15 protein-coding genes are annotated in these 22,491 nt (G+C 69.9%); 11 read left to right on the top strand and 4 right to left on the bottom strand.

The features are described from left to right. Window positions 1–70 precede the first annotated feature (70 nt). Genes BO221_RS50845 through BO221_RS50825 form a run of 5 tightly spaced genes read left to right on the top strand, consistent with a single transcriptional unit; the run spans window position 71 to window position 8,626 of the window. Window positions 71–4,183 carry an ELWxxDGT repeat protein gene (locus BO221_RS50845; protein ID WP_073568189.1) on the top strand — a complete coding sequence of 1,371 codons (4,113 nt, stop codon included), beginning with the start codon at window positions 71–73 and terminating at the stop codon, window positions 4,181–4,183. Then, window positions 4,180–6,381 carry a molybdopterin oxidoreductase family protein gene (locus BO221_RS50840; protein ID WP_073568188.1) on the top strand — a complete coding sequence of 734 codons (2,202 nt, stop codon included), beginning with the start codon at window positions 4,180–4,182 and terminating at the stop codon, window positions 6,379–6,381. Before BO221_RS50845 ends, BO221_RS50840 begins: the two co-directional genes overlap by 4 nt. A gap of 10 nt (window positions 6,382–6,391) precedes the next feature. Then, window positions 6,392–7,120, top strand: coding sequence for a glutathione S-transferase family protein (locus tag BO221_RS50835; protein WP_073568187.1), 729 nt, complete (start codon window positions 6,392–6,394; stop codon window positions 7,118–7,120). 26 nt (window positions 7,121–7,146) lie between these two features. Then, window positions 7,147–7,878, top strand: a complete 732-nt coding sequence (locus tag BO221_RS50830) for a class I SAM-dependent methyltransferase (RefSeq protein WP_083682771.1) — start codon at window positions 7,147–7,149, stop codon at window positions 7,876–7,878. Next, on the top strand, window positions 7,862–8,626 hold the full coding sequence (locus tag BO221_RS50825; RefSeq protein ID WP_143196173.1) for a VanW family protein: 765 nt from the start codon (window positions 7,862–7,864) through the stop codon (window positions 8,624–8,626). The genes BO221_RS50830 and BO221_RS50825 overlap by 17 nt, the downstream gene beginning before the upstream one ends. A gap of 124 nt (window positions 8,627–8,750) precedes the next feature. On the opposite strand, the gene BO221_RS50820 is transcribed toward BO221_RS50825, so the two are convergent. Then, window positions 8,751–9,668 carry a hypothetical protein gene (locus tag BO221_RS50820; RefSeq protein WP_073568185.1) on the bottom strand — a complete coding sequence of 306 codons (918 nt, stop codon included), beginning with the start codon at window positions 9,666–9,668 and terminating at the stop codon, window positions 8,751–8,753. A gap of 212 nt (window positions 9,669–9,880) precedes the next feature. Next, the gene (locus tag BO221_RS55270) at window positions 9,881–10,027 is read right to left on the bottom strand and encodes a hypothetical protein (protein WP_158080061.1); all 147 of its coding nucleotides are present in this window, start codon (window positions 10,025–10,027) and stop codon (window positions 9,881–9,883) included. A 258-nt stretch (window positions 10,028–10,285) separates the two neighbouring features. On the opposite strand from BO221_RS55270, the gene BO221_RS50815 reads away from it, so the two are divergent. Beyond that, window positions 10,286–11,545, top strand: a complete 1,260-nt coding sequence (locus BO221_RS50815; RefSeq protein ID WP_073568214.1) for a lanthionine synthetase C family protein — start codon at window positions 10,286–10,288, stop codon at window positions 11,543–11,545. Then, complete coding sequence (locus BO221_RS50810) at window positions 11,491–14,772, top strand: lantibiotic dehydratase (protein ID WP_233166642.1); 3,282 nt, start codon at window positions 11,491–11,493, stop codon at window positions 14,770–14,772. Before BO221_RS50815 ends, BO221_RS50810 begins: the two co-directional genes overlap by 55 nt. 10 nt (window positions 14,773–14,782) lie before the next feature. Here BO221_RS50810 and BO221_RS50805 read toward each other — a convergent pair whose 3' ends face one another. Beyond that, window positions 14,783–15,064, bottom strand: coding sequence for a CopG family ribbon-helix-helix protein (locus BO221_RS50805; RefSeq protein ID WP_073568184.1), 282 nt, complete (start codon window positions 15,062–15,064; stop codon window positions 14,783–14,785). A 306-nt stretch (window positions 15,065–15,370) separates the two neighbouring features. Between BO221_RS50805 and BO221_RS50800 the strand changes: the two genes are divergently transcribed. Further along, window positions 15,371–16,432 (top strand): ketoacyl-ACP synthase III family protein, encoded by a 1,062-nt coding sequence (locus tag BO221_RS50800; RefSeq protein ID WP_073568183.1) that lies wholly within the window; start codon window positions 15,371–15,373, stop codon window positions 16,430–16,432. Next, on the top strand, window positions 16,422–17,201 hold the full coding sequence (gene ubiG / locus BO221_RS50795) for a bifunctional 2-polyprenyl-6-hydroxyphenol methylase/3-demethylubiquinol 3-O-methyltransferase UbiG (protein ID WP_073568182.1): 780 nt from the start codon (window positions 16,422–16,424) through the stop codon (window positions 17,199–17,201). The genes BO221_RS50800 and ubiG overlap by 11 nt, the downstream gene beginning before the upstream one ends. 389 nt (window positions 17,202–17,590) lie before the next feature. On the opposite strand, the gene BO221_RS50790 is transcribed toward ubiG, so the two are convergent. Then, entirely contained in the window at window positions 17,591–19,219 is a 1,629-nt protein-coding gene (locus BO221_RS50790) for a nitrous oxide reductase family maturation protein NosD (protein WP_073568181.1), read from the bottom strand. Window positions 19,220–19,355: 136 nt separating this feature from the next. Here BO221_RS50790 and BO221_RS50785 point away from each other — a divergent pair, with 136 nt between their 5' ends. Then, entirely contained in the window at window positions 19,356–21,098 is a 1,743-nt protein-coding gene (locus tag BO221_RS50785; protein WP_073568180.1) for a SpoIID/LytB domain-containing protein, read from the top strand. A gap of 99 nt (window positions 21,099–21,197) precedes the next feature. Then, window positions 21,198–22,442 (top strand): cell envelope integrity protein TolA, encoded by a 1,245-nt coding sequence (locus BO221_RS50780; protein WP_073568179.1) that lies wholly within the window; start codon window positions 21,198–21,200, stop codon window positions 22,440–22,442. Window positions 22,443–22,491 lie beyond the last annotated feature (49 nt).

Below are 22,491 nucleotides of genomic sequence, written 5' to 3'. Positions count from 1 at the left end.
ATGGTTGAATGCCGCCGATCCGACATGGCCGGGCCCCAGGGGGCCGGCGGGGGAGTCTTCGAGGAACAGCATGGTGAGAACGAACACGATCCTGGCGGCCTTGTGCGTCCTGGCGCTGGGGGGGGCCTGCACGTCCCCCACTCCCGAGGAACCCGCCCGGCAGGCGCCGAAGGCCACCCGCCGTGCCCTGGGTGAAGGTCCCGCCTCCGTGGTGGACGTGGGCGTGAAGGCCGAGCGCGCGCTGGTGCGCTACCCCGGGTCCCCCGTCGCCGCGGGGACGACGCTCCTCTTCACGGCCAACGAGGACAGCACCGGGCCCGAGCTGTGGAGGCTCGATGCCTCGGGCCCCGCCCTGGTGGCCGACATCGTCCCGGGCAACACCGGCTCGACGCCCTCCCAGCTCTTCCACTCGCGGGGGCTCACCTGGTTCACCGCCGCGGACGACACGCATGGCGTGGAACTGTGGCGCACGGACGGCACCACCGCGGGGACCCTCCTGCTCAAGGACATCTTCCCCGGCCCGGACAGCTCGAGGCCCACGGAGTTCGCCGAACTCAATGGGTGGATCTTCTTCAGCGCCAATGACGGCACGTACGGCACCGAGCTGTGGCGCACGGATGGCACCCCGGAGGGCACGCAGCTCGTCCGGGACATCTCCCTGGGCACGGGCGGCAGCGAGCCCCAGTCGTTCACCGAGCTCGGAGGGAAGCTCTACTTCCTGGTCAAGGATCCGGGGGGCGCCCGGCAGCTGTGGCGCACCGATGGCACCCCGGCGGGCACCGTCCGGGTCGGCACGGGCCTGACCGTCCCCGCCCCCACTTCGGGACGCGGGCTCGTCCGCTCCGGCCGGGCGCTCTACTTCGCGGGCACCGAGAGCACGGCGGGCACCGAGCCGTGGAAGACCGACGGCACCGAGGCGGGCACCGTGCGCGTCAAGGACATCCTCCCGGGCGCGGCGGGCTCCAGCCCCGTGCAGTTCACGGCCTTCGAGGGCGCGGTGTACTTCGTCGCCACGGACGGCACGACGGGGCGTGAGCTGTGGAAGACGGATGGCACCGAGGCGGGCACGCAGCGCGTCCTGGAGCTCATCCCCGGCAACAACTCCGTGGAGAAGCCCGACTCGCTCGTGGCCGCCAGCTCGCGGCTCTTCTTCATGCTGAGAGAGCTGAAGGACGAGAGCATCACCGAGAGCGCCCTCTACGCGACGGATGGCACGGCTGCGGGCACCACGAAGCTGGTGGACTTCAAGGCCGCGGGCGGCAAGGGCCCCCTGCTGATGACGGCCCAGGGGAGCACGCTCTACTTCACCGGGTACGAGCCGGGCGTGGGCCATGAGCTGTGGACGAGCGACGGCACACCCTCGGGCTCGCGGCGCATCGGCACCAACGTCTTCTCGGGAGACCGCCTCGCGGATCCGGCCCCCAAGGCGCTCACCGTCCTCGGAGACACGGTGTACTTCGTGGCGACCGCGCCGGGCACGGGCCTCTCCGACGAGAACCCGCCGCTCCCCACGCTGTGGAAGTCGAAGGGCGACGCGGCCACCACCGTCCCCGTGGGAACCGAGCTGACGCCCACCCAGGGCTCGAACCCCGTGCCCTTCGCCGCCTGGGAGGGCGCGCTGTACTTCACCACCTTCGAGCAGGAGGCGGCGGCCCGGCTGTGGCGGACGAATGGCACGGTGGCGGGCACGCTGCCGCTCGCGGACATCATCCCCGAGGACCAGGCCGGGGTCATCCTGGAGTCGGGCCTGAGCGCCCTGACGCCGCTGAATGGAGCCCTCTACTTCGCGGCCATGCCCTCGCTCGCGGAGGGCTTCCAGCTCTGGAAGACGAATGGAACCGCCGCGGGCACGGCCCGGGTGACCAGCGCCGTCCGGCTCACCACCGCGGCTGGCACCCCCATGGAGATCGTCGCGCACGGTGGCTTCCTCTACTTCGCCGGCCAGGACTCCGCGAACGGCATCGAGCTGTGGAAGAGCGACGGCACGGAGGCGGGCACCACCCTGGTGAAGGACATCGCCCCGGGGAGCGGCCCGTCCTCGCGCCCCTCGCGCTTCACGCCCATGGGTGACGCGCTCTACTTCATCGCCCGGAATGCGACTGGCGGCCGCGAGCTGTGGAAGACGGATGGCACCCCGGTGAACACCTCGCTGGTGGCGGACGTCCGCGACAGCCTGGACATGAGCGCCGTGATGAACATCGCCGGAGTGGTGGGCAGCACCCTCTACTTCGTGGCCAACGAGGCCACCACGGGCATCGAGCTGTGGAAGACGGACGGCACCCCGGCGAACACCTCCCGGGTGAAGGACATCGCCCCGGGCCTGCTCGACTCCGGGCCCTCCGCCTTCGCTGCGATCGACGGCACCCTCTACTTCACCGCCAACGATGGCTCCGGCCCCGAGCTGTGGCGCACCGATGGCACGGAGGGTGGCACCGTCCTCGTCAGGGACCTCTCGCCGGCGAGCGGGGGCTCCCATCCCGGCGCCCTCACGGTGCTCGGCAAGACGCTCTTCTTCACCGCGGACGACAACACCTCCGGCCGTGAGTTGTGGAAGCTCGACACCACCGCGTCCGAGCCCGTCCCCGTCCGCGTCAAGGACATCCTCCCGGGTGCGGGCAGCGGCGTGCTCGCCGAGTCGCTCTTCGCGCTCCCCGCCGAGAACCTGCTCCTCTTCGCCGCCAATGATGGCGTGAGCGGCACCGAGCTGTGGCGCACGGACGGCACCGAGGCGGGCACCTTCGTGCTGCACGACATCGCCCCCTGGCAGCTCGGCTCCAACCCCGCGGGCTTCACCCGCATCAGCAACCCCACCGGGGACTCCATCGCCTTCAGCGCGAACGATGGGCGGCGCGGCCGCGAGCCGTGGCTGATGCCCGTGTCGCTGCTCACCGACAGCGCGCCCCCGGACGTCACCTGCCCGGTGGTCCTGCCCGCCGAGGCCCAGCAGTTCCTGGGCGCGCGGGTCGACTTCGAGGTGACGGCCAGCGATGACACCGGGCTCCCGCCCGCCCTCTCCTACAGCCATGTGCCGGGAAGTCTGTTCCCGCTCGGTGACACCGTGGTGCACGTCACCGCGCGCGACACCGCGGGCCTCGTGGACACGTGCTCCTTCACCGTGACGGTGCACGACACCACGCCTCCGGAGCCCGTGTGCCCCGCGAACGCCACGGTGGAGGCCACCACCTCGGGCGGTTCGATCGTCACCTACGCCGCACCGCAGGCCACCGACGCCGTCACCCGCGCCCCGGCCATCTCCGTCAGCCACGCGTCCGGCACCCTCTTCCCCCAGGGCAACACGACGGTGACGGTGACGGCCACCGACACGCAGAACAACAGCAAGCAGTGCACCTTCACCGTGCGTGTGCAGGACACGACGGCCGCGGTGGTGTCGTGCCCGGCGGACCAGATCGTCGAGGCCGAGAACGCCACCGGCGCCAACGTCACCTGGCCGCCCGCCGAGGCCTCGGACGGAGAGCTCTCCCGCCCGACCCTCTCCTACAGCCATGACAACGGCGGCCGCTTCCCGGTCGGCAATACGTCCGTCACGGCCACCGCGAAGGATGGTGCCGGCAACACCTCGAGCTGCACCTTCCAGGTGTCCGTCCGCGACACCCAGGCGCCCTCGCTCCGGTGCCCGGCCACCCTGCGGACCGAGGCCCTCGGCCCCTCGGGTGCTCCCGCGGAGTTCACCGTGAACAACGTGGTGGACACCGTCTCCTCCACCGTGGAGCTCTCCTTCAGCCACGCCTCCGGGAGCACCTTCCCGGTCGGAGAGACGCCCGTCCAGGTCCAGGCCCGTGACGCCTCGGGCAACGTGGCCACGTGCGGCTTCTCCGTCGTGGTGGTGGACTCCCTGCCGCCGCTGATCAGCTGCCCGCAGGACGTGAACATCGCCAAGGGACCGGTGTCGGTGCAGTTGCCCCAGCCCTCCGCCACGGACCGGGTGACGGCCTCGCCCACCATCACCTACTCCCCGGCCAGCGGCAGCGTGTTCCAGGTCGGTAACACTCCCGTGGAGGTGACGGCCGGGGACGACGCGGGCAACTCGGCCACGTGCACCTTCAACGTGCGCATCGAGAAGTCCAGTGGCTGTTCCGCCGCTCCGGGTAGCATGGGCGCGGCCGGGTGGATGGGGCTGCTGTCGCTGCTGGCCCTCGCCACCCGCCGACGGAGCACACGATGACGCACTTCCGTACCTGCAACCTCTGCGAGGCCATGTGCGGCCTGCGCATCGAGACCTCCGAGGGCCGCGTCACCTCCATCCGGGGTGACGACGAGGATCCGTTCAGCCAGGGCCACATCTGTCCCAAGGCCGTGGCGCTCCAGGATCTCCACGAGGATCCGGACCGGCTCCGGCAGCCCGTCCGGCGCACGGCCACCGGCTGGCAGCCCATCTCCTGGGAGGAGGCGCTGGACGAGACGGCGCGGCGGCTGCACGCCATCCAGCGCGAGCACGGCAAGGACGCGGTGGGCGTGTACGTGGGCAACCCCACCGTGCACGACCACGGCTCGCTGATCTTCCTGCCGTTCCTCCTGCGGGCGCTGCGCACGCGGAACAAGTTCTCCGCGTCCTCGGTGGATCAGCTCCCCCACCAGCTCACCGCGTACCTGATGTTCGGGCACCAGTTCCTCATCCCCATCCCGGACATCGACCACACGCGCTACATGCTCATCCTCGGGGCCAATCCGCTCGCCTCCAACGGCAGCCTGATGAGCGCTCCGGGCGTGCGCCACCGGCTCAAGGCCATCCAGCAGCGCGGGGGCCGAGTGGTGGTGGTGGATCCCCGGAAGACGGAGACGGCCCAGGCCGCGGACGAGCACGTCTTCATCCGCCCCGGCACCGACGCGCTCTTCCTCTTCGCGCTCCTGCACGTCCTGCTGGAGGAGACGGGCCCGAAGCTGGGGAAGCTCGCGGAGCTCGTGGACGGACTGGCCACCGTGCGCGAGCTGGCGCGCGGCTTCACCCCCGAGCGCGCCGCGCCCCACACCGGCGTGCCCGCGGAGACCACCCGGAGGATCGCCCGCGAGCTGTCCGCCTCGGAAGCCGCCGTCTGCTACGGCCGCGTGGGCGTCTCCACGCAGGCCTTCGGCGCGATGTGCCAGTGGCTCATCAACCTCATCAACATCGTGACGGGCAACCTGGATCGCCCCGGTGGAGCCCTCTTCACGCGCCCCGCCTTCGACATCGTGGGAGGCCCCAAGGCCATGACCATGAGCCGCGGCAGCTACGGCCGCTGGCGGAGCCGGGTGCGCGGGCTGCCCGAGTTCGCGGGCGAGCTGCCGGTGGCCGCGCTCGGCGAGGAGGTCCTCACCGAGGGCCCCGGACGCATCCGCGCCATGGTCACCTCGGCGGGCAACCCCGTCATGTCCACGCCCAACGGGCGGCAGCTCGACACGGCTTTCGCGTCGCTCGACTTCATGGTGTGCATCGACCCGTACATCAACGAGACGACGCGGCACGCGCACATCATCCTGCCGCCCAGCTCCAAGCTGGAGCGCAGCCACTATGACCTGGCCTTCCACGTCCTGGCGGTGCGCAACACCGCCAAGTACTCCCCGCCCCTCTTCGAGCCGGGCCCGGACACGCGCCATGACTGGCAGCTCTTCCTGGAGCTGAAGCACCGGCTGGAGACCCTGCGCGGCGAGCCCCGCATGCGCGGCGAGCTGACGTACCGGACGCTCAAGGCACTCGGCCCGGATGGCCTGCTGGACCTGGGACTGCGCGCGGGCCCGTACGGCATGAAGCTCCGGCCGTTCCGCAAGGGCCTGAACCTGGCGAGCCTCAAGGCCCAACCCCACGGCGTGGACCTGGGGCCCCTCGCGCCGAGCCTCCCGAAGCGGCTGGCCACCCGCGACCGCCGTATCCAGCTCGCCCCCGAGCCGCTGGTGGCGGACCTCGAGCGCCTGCGCCGGAGCTTCCCCGAGGGTGCGGGTGCCCCCGGGGACGGCTCCCTGCTGCTCATCGGCCGGCGGCACCTGCGGGACAACAACTCCTGGATGCACAACGTGCCGCAGCTCGTCAAAGGCAAGCCGAGATGTACGCTGATGGTACACCCCGAGGATGCCCGGCGACTGGGTCTACGGGAAGGCGAGCAAGCGGTGGTATCCTCACGCGTCGGCGAGGTGAAGGCTCCGGTGAGCGTGACGGACGAGGTGATGCCGGGCGTGGTGAGCCTGCCGCACGGCTACGGACACGGGCGAGAGGGCGTGCGGCTCCGGGTAGCCGGGGAGCATGCGGGCGTGAGCATCAATGACCTGACCGACGACCAGGCGTTGGATGTCCTCAGTGGCAACGCCGCGTTCAGTGGAGTCCAGGTCCGCGTCAAGCCGGTAGAATCAGGACGCACGGAAGAACCACAGCAGCATTCGGCAACTGGATGAGACAACACCGATGATCACCCTCTATCAGACCCCCATGGCTTGGGGCACACCCAACCTGAGCCCCTTCTGCTTCAAACTGGAGGCGTACTTCCGGATGGTGGGCCTGCCCTACCAGGTGAAGATGGCCGAGCTGCTCAAGGCGCCCAAGGGCAAGGCGCCCTACGTCGAGATCGACGAGCAGCTCATGGGCGACTCCCAGTTCATCATCGAGTACCTCAAGCGCAAGCACGGGGACACGCTCGATGCGCACCTGACGCCGGAGCAGATGGCGGTCGGCCACACCATCCGGCGCATGCTGGAGGAGTGCACCTACTGGTACATCGTCTACATGCGCTGGGTGGATGAGGCGGGCTGGCGGGCCTACATCCCCATCGTGGAGACGATGGTGCCCAGGGTCACCGGTGGCCCCGTGCCCCTGACGGCGCTGCGCCAGAAGATGCTGGGGATCCTCCATGACCAGGGAACGGGCCGTCACAACATGGAGGAGGTCCAGGCGCTGGCCAAGCAGGACATCTCCGCGCTGGCGACGATCATGGGCAGCAAGACCTTCCTGCTCGGGGAATCCCCCACGTCCTTCGACGCGGTGGTCTACTCGTTCCTGGTGAGCATCATCGCCAACCCGGTGGACACGGAGTTCAAGCAGTACACCCTGTCCCAGGAGAACCTGGTCCGCTACTGCACCCGCTTCAAGGCGCGCTTCTTCGCGAACTGGAAGCCGCCCGAGAACCAGGTGCCCTGACTCCTGTTTCCCAGAGGCCTGTCCCGATGAGCTCGGACCCTTCCGAAGTCAGTGGTCAGGCCCCGGCCTCCGCGGAAGAGCTGTCCGCGGAGACCCGCGAGGTCATCGCCTACTACGACGCCCTCGCGCCGACGTACGACACGAAACGCTTCGGCACCTCGTACGGGGCCTACCTGGACGGGCTGGAGCGCCGGGCCCTGCGCGAGTGGCTCCGGGGCCCACGGGTGCTCGACCTCGCCTGTGGAACGGGCCGCTTCCTGGACCTGGCCAGCGAGGGGTTGGATCTCAGCGAGAAGATGGTGGAGCGCGCCCGGGAGCGCTGGCCGGGCAGGCGCATCCACCACGCCCCGGCCTGGAGCATCCCCGCCGCCGACGGCAGCTACGACAGCGTCTTCGCCCTGCACCTCTTCATGCACCTGCACCTGGGAGACATCCGCCGGGTGATGGCCGAGTGCCGGCGGGTGCTGCGCCGGGGAGGGGTGCTGGTGTTCGACTTTCCCAATGCGCTGCGCCGCCGGCTCGTGCGCCACCAGACCACGGGATGGCACGCGGGCACGGAGTTGATGACGTGGGACCTGAAGATGCTGGGGGGAGGCCACTGGCGCCTCGCCAGCTCGCGAGGCCTCGCGCTGGCGCCCGTCCACCGCCTGCCGCACGCGGCCCGTCCGGCCTTCATGGCCGCGGAGGTGGTGCTCGGGCGCACGCCGCTGAAGCACCTCGCCTCGTACTACCTGGTGAGGCTTGAGAAGGTGGACTGAGCTCCTCCGCCCGCTCGTCCCGGTGCCCGTCCGGGTGCGGGTGGCCGCCGCCCGGCGTGCGCTGCGCGATCTGCGCTCGGGGGCGAGGAGGAGGATGGCCACCGGCTCGGAGCACTCCCGCGCCGAGGCACGGGGGTGGCCGGCGTACGTGAGCGTCACGCAGCCGCTCGGCCAGTCCGCGCACGTGGAGAGCAAGAAGCACAACCTCGCCCTGGCCATCCGCGAGTTGCAGGACACGCGCGTGGGGCCGGAGGAACTCTTCTCGTTCTGGCACCTGGTGGGGCAGCCCACGAAACGCCGGGGCTTCGTGCCCGGCCGCAACCTCGTGCGAGGGCGGCTCGAGGTGAGCATCGGAGGGGGGCTGTGCCAGCTCTCGGGGTTGACGTACCTGCTGGCCCTGCGCGGTGGCCTGTGGGTGACGGAGCGGCACGCGCACTCGGTGGACATCTACACGGAGCAGACCCGCTTCGCGCCCCTGGGGGCGGATGCCACGGTGGCCTATGGCTACAAGGATCTGCGCTTCCACAACACGCTCCCCTTCCCCATCGCCCTGCGATTCGAGCTGGGCGCGGACACGCTCACCGGCTCGGTGTGCGCGCCCGTGCCGCTGGAGCCCTGCGACGTCGAGTTCTCCATTGAGGAGGAACCGGACGGCCGCCGGGTGACGACGTGGCTGCGGCGCCCCAACGCCACGAAGCCGGATTGCCTCGGGGTGTCGCGGTACCGCAAACCCGAGCAGGCGGCGTAGGCCCGGATGAAAAAACCCGGTGCGGAGAGCGCCACACCGGGTGGGGACGATGCTCAGGTTGTTGTCGCCGGACTCCAATGGCGGCTCCAATGATGTGCGTCCATTGGAGCCGCACTGCCATGCCTTACGGGAGGGGCTGGCAGCTACCCGACGCGGCGCAATAGTAGGCGCCGGCGCAGCTGTCCTCTCCGCTCGAGCAGCCACCGAAACCGTTGCAGGAGTCGCCCCGGGTGCAGCCGCGGCCGTCACTGCAAAGCGTCCCCTCCTCCGCGGGCACGTAGTTGCAGGAGCCATTGGAGCAGGTGCCCGCCGAGGAGTAGCACTGGCCCGGAGGCGTGTTGCACACCTTCGGAGAACCGCCACAGGCACCGGTGCTCGAGCAGACGTCATTCACCGTACAGGCGTTCCCGTCATCGCAGGCCGTACCGGTGGGCGCCAGGTTGTAGACACAGCCATTCCGCGTCCAGGTGCCCACCGACAGGTAGCAGCCACCCGGCGGAGTGGGGCACGGCTCGAAGTTGGGCGTGATGTTCAGCGCGAACGAGCCATTCCTCGACGTCGGCGGCGTATAGCTGTCGACGACGATGCGGAGCACCTCCCCCGCGGTCAGGTTCAGGGTGAGCGACGAGACGAGGACCTGTCCCGGAGCCTCATCGTTGCACCCCTTGATCGTCCCCAGTCCGGTGGTGCTGAACGTGTAGATGTGCAGGACGCTGTCGAGCTGCGCCCCGGTCGAGATGGTGTAGCTGCCCGTGAGCGGCACGGTCCACTTGAAGGACACGTCCGGACCCCCCGAGGAGTCCGTGCAGCTCGCGGGAGGAGAGAACTCGTCGGCGGCGTTGTAGGTGCTGCCGGTCGCCACGGGCGCGCCCAGGTCATTGTAGAGATCGACCCAGAGCGCCTGCTGCGTCTGGCCCAGCGCGGGCTGCGCCTCGCTGGACTTCGGCTGCTCGGGCTCCATCTCGCTGACGCCACACGCGGAGAAACCCACCACCCCAGAAACCGCCAGCAAACCCAAGCACTGCTTCTTGAAAGAAGACATCAAACCACATCTCCAATGGATAGAAGCCGGAACGCGGCCATCCCCGGGTCCCCGGTCGTTCCGGCGCGCCGCCGTATACAGCAAACATCTGGAATTGGAAGTGAAGTTTGAGAATCTTCCCGCGGGCCCGCAAAGACAAACGGCCTGACAGCTCCAGGATCTTCCCGAGGAGCCGCCAGGCCTGTTTCACGATGCGACGTACGCGTGATGGATTACGCGCAATCGTCGGACGGACAGGAGTAGTCCGAGCAGCGCGGGCTGGTATACGGGGCCTTCATCTGCTGGCCCTGCGCGGTGATGTTGCGGAGGGTCTCCTTGTTCAGGCTCAGCTTCTTCGGCTGCTTCTTCTGCTCGTTCATGGCCTGCTCCTCGACATCGTGTGAGGACTCAACCGTCCTCGGGGACGGCGTGTAGAACCTAACAGTCCTGGATTCCCGATTTCAAGCTCTCTTTGCTAGTCATTGGGCGAAAATCCGAAGCGTGCCACCTGGGTTTAGAATTGCCGTAAAACCGTCACGGGGGACAGATAGGTCAGAATTGGGTACAAGGAATAATCCGTAGGCGCAGCGCATTGGCTACGCATTGGCTACATAGGGATAACCCGTATGCCCCAGCCCATGAGATGGAGTTCCCTGCTCGAAGGAGCGGAGCGCGAGACGGCCCTGCGTCTCGCCGCCGGTATCGCGGAGGAGCTCTCGCGGCCCGAGCGCCTCGCGGCTCCCAACCCCACCCTCTCCTCGGGGCAGGCCGGAATGGCGCTGCTGTTCTCCTACCTCGCACGAGAAAGTGCGCAAGCCCGGCACCTGGAGTGCGTGGAGCAACTGCTCGACTCGGCCTCGGAGGCGGTGGCCACGCAGCCGCTGCCGCCCGATCTCTACCAGGGCTTCTCCGGCATCGCCTGGGCCGTCGAGCACCTGCGGGGCACGGCCGTCGCGGAGGAGGATCCTCTCACGGAGATCGACGAGGCCCTCGCCGGACTGCTGCGGACCCAGCCCTGGGAGTACCACTATGATCTCGTGAGCGGACTGGTGGGGCTGGGCGTCTACGCGCTGGAGCGGCTTCCCCGTCCGGGTGCGCGGGACTGCCTGGAGCAGATCGTCGCCCGGCTCGCGGAGCTCGCCCAGCCCTCCGAGGGAGGCCTGCGCTGGTGGACACCACCGCCCCTGCTGCCGGCATCCATGCGCGGGCAGTTCCCCGAGGGGGCGTGCAACCTGGGCGTGGCCCACGGTGTGCCAGGAGTGCTCTGGGTGCTGGCGGGAGCCGCCGCCACGGGCACCGCGGCGTCCCAGGCGCTCGAGCTGCTCCGGGGAGGCTGGAGCGGGTTGATGGCACAGCGCCAGCCGGCCGCCAGCGCCTCGCGTTTTCCCTCGTGGCTCGGCGCCAACCATCAGACCTGGCCCAACCGCCCGGCGTGGTGCTACGGCGATCCAGGCATGGCGCTCACCCTGTTGCAGGTGGCGCGGGCCGTGAAGGAGCCTGGCTGGGAGCAGGAGGCCCTGGCGCTTTGCCGCGAGGTGGCGGAGCGCTCGACGGACGGCGCGCAGGTACAGGACGCGGGCCTGTGTCATGGCGCCGCCGGGCTGGCCCACCTCCATCACCGGCTCTTCCGCGCCACCGGCGAGGAGCGCTTCGCGCGGGCCGCGCGTGCCTGGTTCCGCAACACCCTCTCCTTCCACCGCCCGGGCGAGGGGCTGGGTGGATTCCTCTCCCATGAGGTGCTGCCCGACCTCTCGCGGGAGTGGCTCGCCTCCCCGGCGCTCCTCACGGGGGCCACCGGTGTCGCGCTGGCACTGCTGGCCGCGGCCTCGCCGGTGGAGCCCGCGTGGGATCGGATGTTCCTCATGTCCCTTCCGCCCTCGCCCTCCTCCACGCCATGACCGCGCCCACGCCCAACGGCTTCGTTCCCTCGGGCTTCTTCGCCCTCCGCACGCCCCTGTTGCCCTTCGACGAGCTGCTCGCGTGGAGCGAGGGGCTCTCGGCCCGCGAGGCCGCACGGCAGGGGGACCTGGCCCGGCTGGAAGCGGCACTCGCCGCGGACCGGGCCCTGCTCCGCGAACGGCTCCAGGCCGCGCTCGCCCGCCCCGAGGTTCGCGAGGCCCTCTTCCTCGCCTCACCGTCGCTCGATGAGAGTCACGGCAGCTGGAGGAAGGCGCCCGAGAGCGAGCGGGGACAGAAGGTCGAGCGCGCCCTCGTGCGCTACTGGTCCCGCCTCGCCGGACGCGCCACCCCGTTCGGCCTCTTCGCGGGCTGCTCCGTGGGACACCTGGACGCGGCCACCCGGCTCGCGCTGGCCGGGCGCGAGCGGTACCAGCGGCACGCGCGGCTGGACATGGACTATGTCTGCACGCTGGCGGAGCGGCTGGCCGCCCTCCCCGGGCTGCGCGAGGAGCTCCTCTACCATCCCAACTCCAGCCTCTACCGGGCGGGGGGCCGGCTCCGCTACGCCGAGTCCCGCCTCCAGGGCCGGACGCGCACGTACCACCTCGTCGCGGTGGAGCCCACGGACTACCTGGAGGCCACGCTGACCCGGGCCCGTTCCGGCGCGAGCCCGCGCACGCTGGCCCAGGCGCTCGCGGACGCGGACCCGGACGTGCCGCTGGAGGACGCCGAGGCCTATGTCGGAGAGCTGATCTCCAGTCAGCTGCTCGTCCCGGAGCTGACGCCCGCGGTGACGGGCCCCGAGCCCATCCATGATCTGCTCGCGCGGCTGCGGCCCTTCCCCGCGGCCGCCGGAGTCCACCAGCGGCTGGAGGAGGCCCGCCAGGTCCTCGAGGAGTTGAAGCAGCTCCCGCCCGGCGTGGATCCCGAGCGATACCGGGCCCTCGCCCGGGGGTTGGAGACCCTGCCCGCCCCGGTGGAGCTGTCGCGCATGTTCCAGGTGGACATGGTGAAGCCCGCCGCGGAGCTGAAGCTGGGCCCGGGGCCGGTGGAGGAGCTCACCCGCGCCGTCCGGCTGCTGCATCGCCTCCACCCCGCCCAGGAGCCGCTCAACCTGCGCACCTTCCGGGAGGCCTTCCAACAGCGGTACGGCGAGCGGGAGGTCCCCCTCGTCGAGGTGCTCGACGAGGAAGCGGGAATCGGCTTCGAGCAGGAGGACGTGCCCGCCGCGGAGGCCTCGCCCCTGCTGGAGGGACTCGTGTTCCCCGCCATGGCCCCCGAGGAGCGCGTCGCCTGGGGTGTCCGGCAGCAGTACCTGCAGCGCCGGCTGGTGGAAACGCTGCGCACGGGCGCGCGGGAGCTGGTGCTGGACGAAAACGATCTGAAGGCCCTGGAGACCCGGGACGCGCCGCCCCTGCCGGATGCCTTCGCCGTCATGGCGACGCTGCTGGCGCCCTCGGAGGAAGCCCTCGGCACCGGGGACTTCCAGGTGCTCGTCGAAGCGGTGGTGGGGCCGTCCGGCGCGAAACTGCTGGGCCGCTTCTGCCATGCGGACCCGGAGCTCCACCGGCACGTGGAGGCGCACCTGCGTGCCGAGGAGGCGCTGCGCCCGGAAGTCCTCCACGCGGAGCTCGTCCACCAGCCCGAGGGACGGGTGGGCAACATCCTGAGCCGGCCCGTGCTGCGCGGGCATGAGATCGTCTTCCTGGGGCGCTCGGGCGCGGAGCCGGAGCGGCGGATTCCCATCACCGACCTGCGCGTCAGCATCCAGGGGCGCCGCATCGTCCTGCGCTCGGCGAGCCTGGGGCGCGAGGTGCTGCCACGGCTGACGAACGCGCACAACTTCGTCCAGGCCCACCTGCGGCTCTACCGCTTCCTGGCCACGCTCCAGCAGCAGGGCTCGGCGTCGGGCATGAAGTGGAGGTGGGGCGCCCTGGAGACGAGCCCGTTCCTGCCCCGCGTCGTCACCGGACGGCTCATCCTCCAGCTCGCCCGGTGGCGGCTGCCGGCGGCGTCACTCGCGGCACTGGGCGAGGTGCACGGCGGCGAGCGCTTCCAGGCGGTGCAGCGGCTGCGCGACGAACTGGGGCTGCCGCGCTTCGTGGGGGTGACGGATTCGGACAACGTGCTGCCAGTGGACCTCGACAACGTGCTGAGCGTGGAGACGTTCGTCCACCTGGTGAAGGGGCGCGAGCACGTGGAGCTCGTCGAGCTTCCCGCCGAGGCCCGCTGCGTGCGGGGTCCCGAGGGCTCCTTCGTCAACGAGGTGGTGGTGCCCTTCGTGCGCACGGAGCGTCCGGCTGCCGCCGCGCCCCTGGTGCGCTCCGCGCCGTTGCCCCGCTCGTTCGCCCCCGGCTCCGAGTGGCTCTACGCGAAGCTCTACACGGGCACGGCCACGGCCGACCGCGTCCTGCTCGAGGCGGTGGCACCGTTGATGAGGGAGGCGCTGGCCTCGGGCGCGGCGGATCACGGGTTCTTCATCCGCTACGGGGACCCGGACTGGCATGTGCGCATGCGCTTGCACGGACCCCCCACCCGGCTACGGGGAGAGGTGCTCGGGAGACTGTATGAGGCACTGGCGCCCTTGCAGCACGAAGGGCTGGTGTGGCGCGTGCAGCTCGACACCTACGAGCGCGAGGTGGAGCGCTACGGAGGGCCCGAGGCCATGTTGCTGGCCGAGCGCCTCTTCCACGTGGACAGCGAGGCGGTGCTGGAGTTGCTGGAGCTGTACTCCAGCGACGCGGACGCACGCTGGCGCACGAGCCTGCTCGGCGTCGACGCACTGCTCGGGGACCTTGGAATGGACCTGGAGGCGAAACGCCGGGTGATGGGCCGGCTGCGCGAGGGCTATGGCCGGGAGTTCCGCGTGGACGTGGCGTTCGAGCGGCAGCTCGGCGAGAAGTTCCGCGAGCACCGCAAGGAGCTGGAGGCCCTGCTGGTGCCTGGCTCCGCGGTGGAGGATGCGCTCGCACCGGCACGGGAGGTGCTGCGAAGACGCTCGGAGCGCTCGGCGCCGTGGGTGGGCGAGCTGCGAGCCCGGGAGGCGGAGGGGAAGCTGCTCCAGGGCGTGGAGCAGCTCGCCGAGAGCCACGTACACATGCACGTCAACCGCATGCTGCGCACGGCCGCGCGGGCCCAGGAGCTCGTCCTCTACGATCTGCTCCACCGGCTCTATGAGTCCCGGGCCGCCCGCCAGCGCCGCGGCACCGCTCAGTACCCCAGGTAGACGAACCGCATCACTCGCGCCATGGCGTGGCCTTGAGGCGCCGGCTCCTGCCACCCCGCGCCCGAGCCGCCATGGCCTCGTGCACCTCGTCCGCGTTGAAGCCCTCGCCCGTCTCGAGGGTCTCTTTCTCCGCGGCCAGGGCCTCTTCGACGAAGCGCCATCTGCGCTCCGCCTGGGCTACCTGCTGCTCGATGGCCTCGACCATGAAGGCGTGAGGGCTCTTGCCCGCCCCTTTCGCCGCTGCCTCGACCCGGCTCTTGAGCTGCGGTGAAAGCTTGAGCGATGTCGCCATGACAGGAGGTCCCCTGGATGATGGAGGTACTACCACGTTAGTACCTCGCACCATGCGGGCAAGGGAGCCTGGCATCAGGCGGCCCGGCTGGTGAGCGTCCCGCGAGGAACGCCCGGCGTCACATCCAAATCCCCCCCTCCTCTCTCAGGACGAGTCTCGCAACCCCGGGCGCCCCACGAGCAGGCGGGCCCGGGAGAGACCGGCATTCATCCCAACGTCCCCGAGCAGGAGAGGCACCGTGAATCCCAGACACGTCCAGACGCATGCCGTTCGAGACGGAGCCCAGCCACTACTGGGGAGGGGCTCGTGAGAGTCGAACAACTCTTCATCGCGGGCCTCGGCGCATTCCTGCCCCGCCCCGTCAGTGTTCGTGAGGCCGTCGCGGATGGCCGCTATGACGCCCGGGAGGCAGAGGAAACCCGATTCGAGTCGATCCTCGTGGCGGGCAACGAGTCCCCACCCGACATGGCGGTCCACGCCGCTCGCGGTGCGCTGGCCCGCTCCGGCCTGGACCCGGAAGAGCTCGAGCTGCTCCTGCATGCCAGCATCTACTTCCAGGGCATCGATCTCTATTCGACGGCGTCGTACATCCACCACGCCACGCTGGGCGAGCATTCCGCACTGGCGCTGGAGGTGAAAGGAGCCTCCAACGGAGGCATGGCCAGCCTGGAGCTCGCCGCGACCTACCTCTCCACCATGCCACGGAACTCTGCGGCCCTGATCACCACGGCCGACAAGTTCAGTCCTCCGCTGCTCGACCGCTGGAAGTGCGATACCGGCATGGTCCTGGCCGATGGCGCCACGGCGATGCTCCTCAGCAGGAGGAAGGGCTTCGCGCGAGTGCTCAGTGTCGCCACGGTATCGGACCCGAGCCTGGAAGGACTGCACCGGGGCAAGGCCCCCTTCGCACACGCGCCCGGCCCCATCGATGTCCACCAGCGCAAGCGCGAGTACCTGAAAGCCGTGGGCCTGGAAGACATGCTGCGGCGATTCCGGGCGGGGCTGACCGGGGCTGTTACACGCGCCCTGCGCGAAGCGCGGACGAAGCTCGAGGACATCTCCCGCTTCGTCGTTCCCCACGTGGGCCGCATCCTGTTCGAGCGCGAATACCTCGCGGCGCTCCGCATCCCGGAGTCGGCGACCACCTGGTCCTGGGGACGCCGCGTGGGCCACCTCGGCGCGGGAGATCAGATCGCCGGGTTCGGCCACCTGGTGGAAACGAACGCGCTCGAGCCAGGGGAGCGCTGCCTGCTGATGGGCGTCGGCGCGGGCTTCACCTGGACGTGTGCCGTCATCGAACTGCTCGAGCGCCCGTCACATCCATCCACTGCGTTTTCCCTCTGCGAAGGAGAGACCCATGCCCGTTGACAATGACCTCTACAATCGCCTGGCCCACACGTGGTGGGAGCAGGATGGAGCCCTGACCCTCATCCGCACGGGGCTGAATGACGCACGCTTCGGCTATTTCCGGCAGGTGATGCTGGAGCGGCTCGGGATGAAGCCCCAGGGTTTGCGAGCCCTGGACATCGGCTGCGGAGGCGGCTACCTCGCAGAGGAATTCACGCGGCTCGGCTGCCGTGTCAGTGGCATCGATCCGTCCCCGGCGTCGATCGACGCGGCCCGCGCACATGCACGTGCCACCGGGCTCGATATCGACTACCGCGTGGGCAGTGGCGAATCGATCCCCTACGAGGGCGGTACCTTCGACATCGTCTACTGCTGTGACGTGCTCGAGCACGTGCACGACCTGGATCGGGTGATCGCCGAGACCTCCCGGGTGCTCAAGCCGGGTGGCATCTACTTCTTCGACACCATCAACCGGACCTGGCGGAGCCGGCTCATCGAAATCAAGGTCCTGCAGGAGTGGCCACTCACCCGGGTACAGCCCCGGGGACTGCATGACTGGAACATGTTCATCAAACCGGGCGAGCTGCGGACGGTGCTGAAACGGCACGCGCTCGACGACCGGGAGGTCGTGGGTCTGAAGCCGCGAGTGTCTCCGTTCCGGCTGCTCCGGACACTGCGCGGCGTACAGAAGGGAACGGTGAGCTACGCCGAGGCCGGTCAACGGCTCAACATGGGGGTGACGAAGGACGTGAGCGAGCTGTACATGGGCTACGCCCTGGCGCGAGCGTGAGAAAGGAAAAAGCCCGGTGCGGAGCGATATCCACACCGGGCCTTCTCAGGAGCGTCCGAGCGTCCCATGCGCTGACCGCGCCCATTTCCCCTCGCCCTCCGGGAGAGGGACGGGGTGAGGGTGTCGGGTGAACCCGGGTTGAACCCCCTGCCCACACTGTTGGCCACGGGCTGAAGAACGGGCTCGGATACCCTCACCCTGTCCCTCTCCCGTGGCTGATCATTAGTCACATCTCCAGCTCCCCCTCGGAGCGCCCCTCTGGAAGATGCTTGGTTGCTTGCTCCTTCCAAGGGGATTCTCCGAGGGAGAAATGAGGGGCAGGCCAGATGTGGCTAATGATCAGCTCCCGTGGGGAGAGGGGATATCTCCGCTCACTTTCCTGAAAGGGACTAGCAGCCGGTCTCCACCGCGCCGATGTCCGGAGCCCCACCGCAGAAGGGCAGGCCCACGTTGGTGCCCCGGTCCACGGCCACCGAGTCCGGTCCGAAGGCCGGCGGCGCCGCGCCCGCGTTGCCCGTGGTGGACGTGCTGTCCCCCGCGGCCTGCTGGAAGCCCACCAGGTCCACCGCCTGGCCGTTGGCCTGGAACTGCGCACCCGCCGGGAAGAGGTTGTGCCCCATCTTCAAGCCCGGCCGCTGGCCGCCCAGGCTCACCGCCACGCCCGACTCCGCGATGAGGTTGTTCTCCACCTGGAGGTTGCTCGTGGGGCCGCCCGTGCCGTGGCCGAGGATGAGCGCCGTGTCCGCGCGCGTCACCGTGTTGTTCACCAGCACCGTGCCCTCCGAGTTCTCCAGCCGGATGGCCGTCCCCTCGCCCCCGCCCTGCTTCGTGATGTCGTGGAGGCGGTTGCGCCGCACCACCACGCCGCTCGGCACCGGCCCCTCGTGGTTGCCTCCCACCGAGATGCCCTTGCCCGAGTCGTAGACCTCGTTGTCCTCGATGACCACGTCCCGCGCCGAGTAGTGCACCACCACCGCGTCACCCTTCGCCGTGGAGCTCGGCTTGAAGCCGTGCATCTTGTTGCGGCGGATGGTGACGTTGTGGCACGTCTTGATGTCCACCGCGTTCTCGCGATTGGCGTAGAAGTGGTTGTTCTCGATGAGCAGCCCATCCGCGGGCGGCAGCGAGCTGAAGCCCTCGGGCCCCAGGCACTGCACCGAGTCACCCGAGTTGTCGTGGATGTCGTTGTTGCGCACCGTGATGTCGCGCGACGTCGGCTGCACCACCACCCCGTGCGAGTCCTGGTTGCCCGAATTCTTCACGAAGTCGTGGATGTGGTTGTTCTCGATGACCGCGCCCGTCGCGCTGTCATACGTGGTGATGGCCGCGCCGAGCGTGCCGTGGTGCAGCTCCGAGTTGGCCACCGTCGAGCCCTTCACGTTCCCCTGGAAGGTCACCGCGTAGACGGGCTGACGCTGCGCGTCCAGCTCGAAGCCATCGATGATCCAGTACGGCCGCCGCACCTGAACGAGCGCGCCGGAGCCGGAGCCCGGGACGATGCGGGGCTTGCCCTCGCCCTGCAGGGTGATGGGCGCGCCCTCGGAGCCGGCCTTGGCGTTGTCACCGAGGACGACGCGCTCGGCGTAGGTGCCCGCGAGCACGCGGATGGCCTCGCCCGGCCCGGCCACGGAGATGGCCTTGGCGATGGAGCGGAACGGCTGGGCCGCGCTCCCGTCACCCGAATCGTTCCCGGAGGCGCTCACCACCCACTCCCGGGTGAAGCGCGGCGCGGAGGGGACCGCCGGGGGCTCGGCGAGGGCCGGCTGCGGCGATGGCTGGGCGATGGGCGAGTGCCCCTCGTGCGAGGGCAGGTCCGCCACGGGCGTGTTCGCCACGGGCTGCGCACCAATGGGCGCGGGCTCGCCCGGCCTGGAAGCGGCCGTGGGTGCATTGAGGCGCGGAGCATCGTCCGGCATGCCCGGCTGCCCGCCGGAATCAGTTCCCCCACTCCCGCCACAGGCCCACAGGCCCAGGCCCAGCGAGCAAGCGGCCAGGAGGGCCGCCGGAGTCTTCCTCATCTTGCTTGCTTGGATTGTCATGAGCAGGAGGAACCCCCGTACCGGGTCCCGGTATTCGCCACCCCTCCACCCTGGCTGCCTGGAATCCAACCAGGAGGTGGCGGTGCGGGCCGTCCACAGGTAGCGTCGGGGGGCTTTGCTCAAAGCCGTTCTCCCACTCCTCGCGCTGCTCCTCGTCACCTGCGCCGCTCCGCGCCAGCCCGCGTCCGCGCCGGCTCCGGAGGTCCTGCGCTCCGAGTCCTCGTCCCGCGCGCACCGCGCCGTGCCAGCGCCCCCGGACAAGCCCGCCATCCCGGCCCTGGAGGCACCCCCTCCGGGTGAATTGTCCGGGCCGGACAGCCTCAAGCGCCTGGACTTCCGGGGCGGTGAGCCGCAAGTCCCCATCGGGTTGATGCAGGGCCGCCGCGAGGTGCGCTTCTCCCCCAGGGGGCGGATGCGGCTGCGCTTCGGCGGGGAAGCGGAGCGGATGCTGGAGGCCCCGGCGGGCTCGATGTGGACGGTGCGCGTCACCGACGGCACGCCCGCGGAGTTGTCCGCGCGCATCCAGCTCGAGGAGCTTCCCTTCGCCGACAAGGAGGGCCTCGCCGAGATGCAGTCACGGTGGCAGGCCCGGGGCGTGACGGTGCGCGCGCACGTGCTCGGCGCGCTCTACGGCATCGCCGGAAAGGTCATCGACAACCGGCGCTACCTGCTGCTGCTGGACGAGGAGCTCACCCCGAAGCAGGCCACGGATCGTCAGGCGGAGCTGCTGCGCCAGTTCGGTGTGCGCACCACCCTCTTCGAAGAGGTCCGCGCCCCCGCGCGCGCCATCCTCGAGCTGCGGGACGAGGCGGGCAACGTGGCGGGGCTCGCGCAGGACAACCTGTTCGTGGAGACGCTGGACGGCGCCGGCTTCGACGTGCGGCAGGTGGAGCACGACGTCGGCTACGACAACCACGGCTTCGAGGACCGGAGCTTCCGCGGCACGCTGCAGCTCTCGGTGGATCGCCACGGGACGCTGGCGGTGGTGAACGTGGTGAAGCTGGAGGAGCTGCTCAAGGGGCTGGTGCCCTCGGAGATCTACGCCCGTGCCCACCCGGAGGCCCTCATGGCGCAGGCGGTAACGGCGCGCGGCGAGGTGCTGGCGAAGGTGGGCATCAAGCACCTGGCGGACCCCTACCTCCTGTGCTCCGAGCAGCACTGCGCGGTGTACCGGGGCCGCACGGGCGAGGCGGCCAGCACCAGCGCGGCGGTGGAGGCCACGCGAGGCCAGGGGCTCTTCTCCTCGGACGGCAAGCTGGTGGACTCGGTGTACAGCGCCATGTGCGGAGGCCACACGGAGGACAATGACGTCGTCTGGGGAGGCCCCCCCAACCCGAGCCTGCGCGGCCGGCCGGATCTGATCGGCCCGGCGGAGGGACTGCCTACGCCCGCGTCGCTGGCGGAGTACCTCCAGGCGGAGCTGCCCGCGGCCTGCCGCCTCTCCACCTTCGCGAGGGCGGGCAAGTACCGCTGGGAGAAGCGCTTCACCGTGGAGCAGGTGAACGCGCTCACGGCGCACCTCGCGGTGGGACCGGTGCACGCGCTGAGCCTGGGTGAGCGGGGAGTGTCCGGCCGGGCCCGCACCCTCACCGTGGCGGGCGAGAAGGGCGTCACCCAGGTCCGGGGCGAGCTGAACATCCGCCGGCTCTTCGGGATGCTGAACAGCGCCATGGCCCTGGTGGAGGAGGAGCGGGATGGCGAGGGCCGCCTCACCGGCTGGCGCTTCCGGGGCGGCGGCTGGGGCCACGGGGTGGGCATGTGCCAGACGGGTGCCATCGGCCGGGCCGAGGCCGGGCAGCGTTACCAGGACATCCTTCGTTTCTATTACAACGGTGCCGAGGTCGCGCCCATCTACTAGAAGAGTGCGTACACTCCAGGGGGAGCGGTCCAACCCAGGTTGTCGCCTCGAAAACGTCTCGGGAGTATGGGACGCGCTCAGGGGTTATCATCACCACGCGTGTCGACGGGTCCTTCGGTTCCAGAGCAGACGTCCAGGCGGAGGCGCAGGCGGGAACACCCCGCTCGCTACCTCATTGCCGCCGTCCTGGCGCTCCTGGTGCATGGCGCCTTCGTCGGACTGTTGGCGCTGATGGCCCACATCCAGCTCAACCTGCCGCCCGAGCCCAAGCCTCCCAAGCCGGCGAGTGCCGTCGTCATGCGCCCCCTGAGTGCGCAGGAGTGGGCGAAGAACCGCGGTCCCCAGGCGCCCAACGCCAAGGTGCCCCCTCCCCTCGAGCAGAAGAAGCCGGAGAAGAAGAAGCCCGAGGAGAAGCCCAAGGGCCAGGTGGTGGACGTGGCCCCGGGCAACCAGCAGGAAGCGCCGGACGCCAAGTACCTCGCCGAGCACGACAACAAGGTGGAGAAGGAAACGCGCGCGAAGGAGCAGACGCCCTTCTACCGCAACGCCATGCCGCAGACGACGGCGCGCCAGCCCCGCGAGGGCTCGGGGGCCAGCGACGAGACGGCGCCGCACGTCGCCGGCAACAACGGCATGGGCGCGGACGAGCGGCCCATGAAGGAAGGCGGCAAGAAGTCCGCCTTCGAGCTGCCCGACGCCAAGAAGCGCCAGGAGATCGCCCTCAAGCAGGATCCCGCCTCGCCCGGCCCGGGCATGGAGGTGAACAACAGCGACGAGAGCGACGAGGTGGCCGGCAACTCCAAGCGGCTGCGCATCCAGCAGGGCTTCGAGGACAGCGAGGAGGGCTCCCAGGGCCGCCTGGGCTCTCCGGGGATGGCCAGGCTGATGCCCTCGCAGGCGGTGATGGATCAGATCATCGGCGGGGCGCCCAATGATCACCTCAAGGACGCGGAGGAGGGAGATGGCACCTACCTCAATACCCGCGAGTGGAAGTACGCCAGCTTCTTCAACCGGGTGAAGCAGAGCGTGGGCACGCAGTGGGATCCCAACGCGGCGCTGATGATGCGCGACCCCACGGGGCAGACCTACAGCGGCAGGGATCGCTACACCCTGGTCAACGTCACCCTGGACGAGAACGGACGGGTGGCCAGCATCACCGTCGAGAAGAGCTGCGGACTGGACTTCCTGGACCTGGCGGCCGTGGAGTCCTTCAAGAAGGCGCAGCCCTTCCCCAATCCGCCGCCGGGCCTCCTGGAGGACGACTCCAAGGTGCGCTTCAAGTTCGGCTTCTTCATGGAGATGGGCGGCGGCCCCCGGATGCGGCTCTTCCGTCAGCCCAACTGACGACACGAGCGCCCGGGAAGGCTCGCGTGTGGGCCCCGTTGGCACTAGG

The organism is Archangium sp. Cb G35 (genome assembly GCF_001896145.1).
GTDB classification, from domain to species: Bacteria; Myxococcota; Myxococcia; order Myxococcales; family Myxococcaceae; genus Archangium; species Archangium violaceum.
The sequence above is the reverse complement of the archived record's forward strand: the minus strand, read 5'-3'. Positions and strand labels throughout refer to the sequence as shown.

Coding starts and splice junctions, on each gene's coding strand:
- BO221_RS50845 (WP_073568189.1), top strand. CDS start 71: ATGGTGAGAACGAACACGATCCTGGCGGCCTTGTGCGTCCTGGCGCTG.
- BO221_RS50840 (WP_073568188.1), top strand. CDS start 4,180: ATGACGCACTTCCGTACCTGCAACCTCTGCGAGGCCATGTGCGGCCTG.
- BO221_RS50835 (WP_073568187.1), top strand. CDS start 6,392: ATGATCACCCTCTATCAGACCCCCATGGCTTGGGGCACACCCAACCTG.
- BO221_RS50830 (WP_083682771.1), top strand. CDS start 7,147: ATGAGCTCGGACCCTTCCGAAGTCAGTGGTCAGGCCCCGGCCTCCGCG.
- BO221_RS50820 (WP_073568185.1), bottom strand. CDS start 9,668: ATGTCTTCTTTCAAGAAGCAGTGCTTGGGTTTGCTGGCGGTTTCTGGG.
- BO221_RS55270 (WP_158080061.1), bottom strand. CDS start 10,027: ATGAACGAGCAGAAGAAGCAGCCGAAGAAGCTGAGCCTGAACAAGGAG.
- BO221_RS50815 (WP_073568214.1), top strand. CDS start 10,286: ATGAGATGGAGTTCCCTGCTCGAAGGAGCGGAGCGCGAGACGGCCCTG.
- BO221_RS50805 (WP_073568184.1), bottom strand. CDS start 15,064: ATGGCGACATCGCTCAAGCTTTCACCGCAGCTCAAGAGCCGGGTCGAG.
- ubiG (WP_073568182.1), top strand. CDS start 16,422: ATGCCCGTTGACAATGACCTCTACAATCGCCTGGCCCACACGTGGTGG.
- BO221_RS50790 (WP_073568181.1), bottom strand. CDS start 19,219: ATGAGGAAGACTCCGGCGGCCCTCCTGGCCGCTTGCTCGCTGGGCCTG.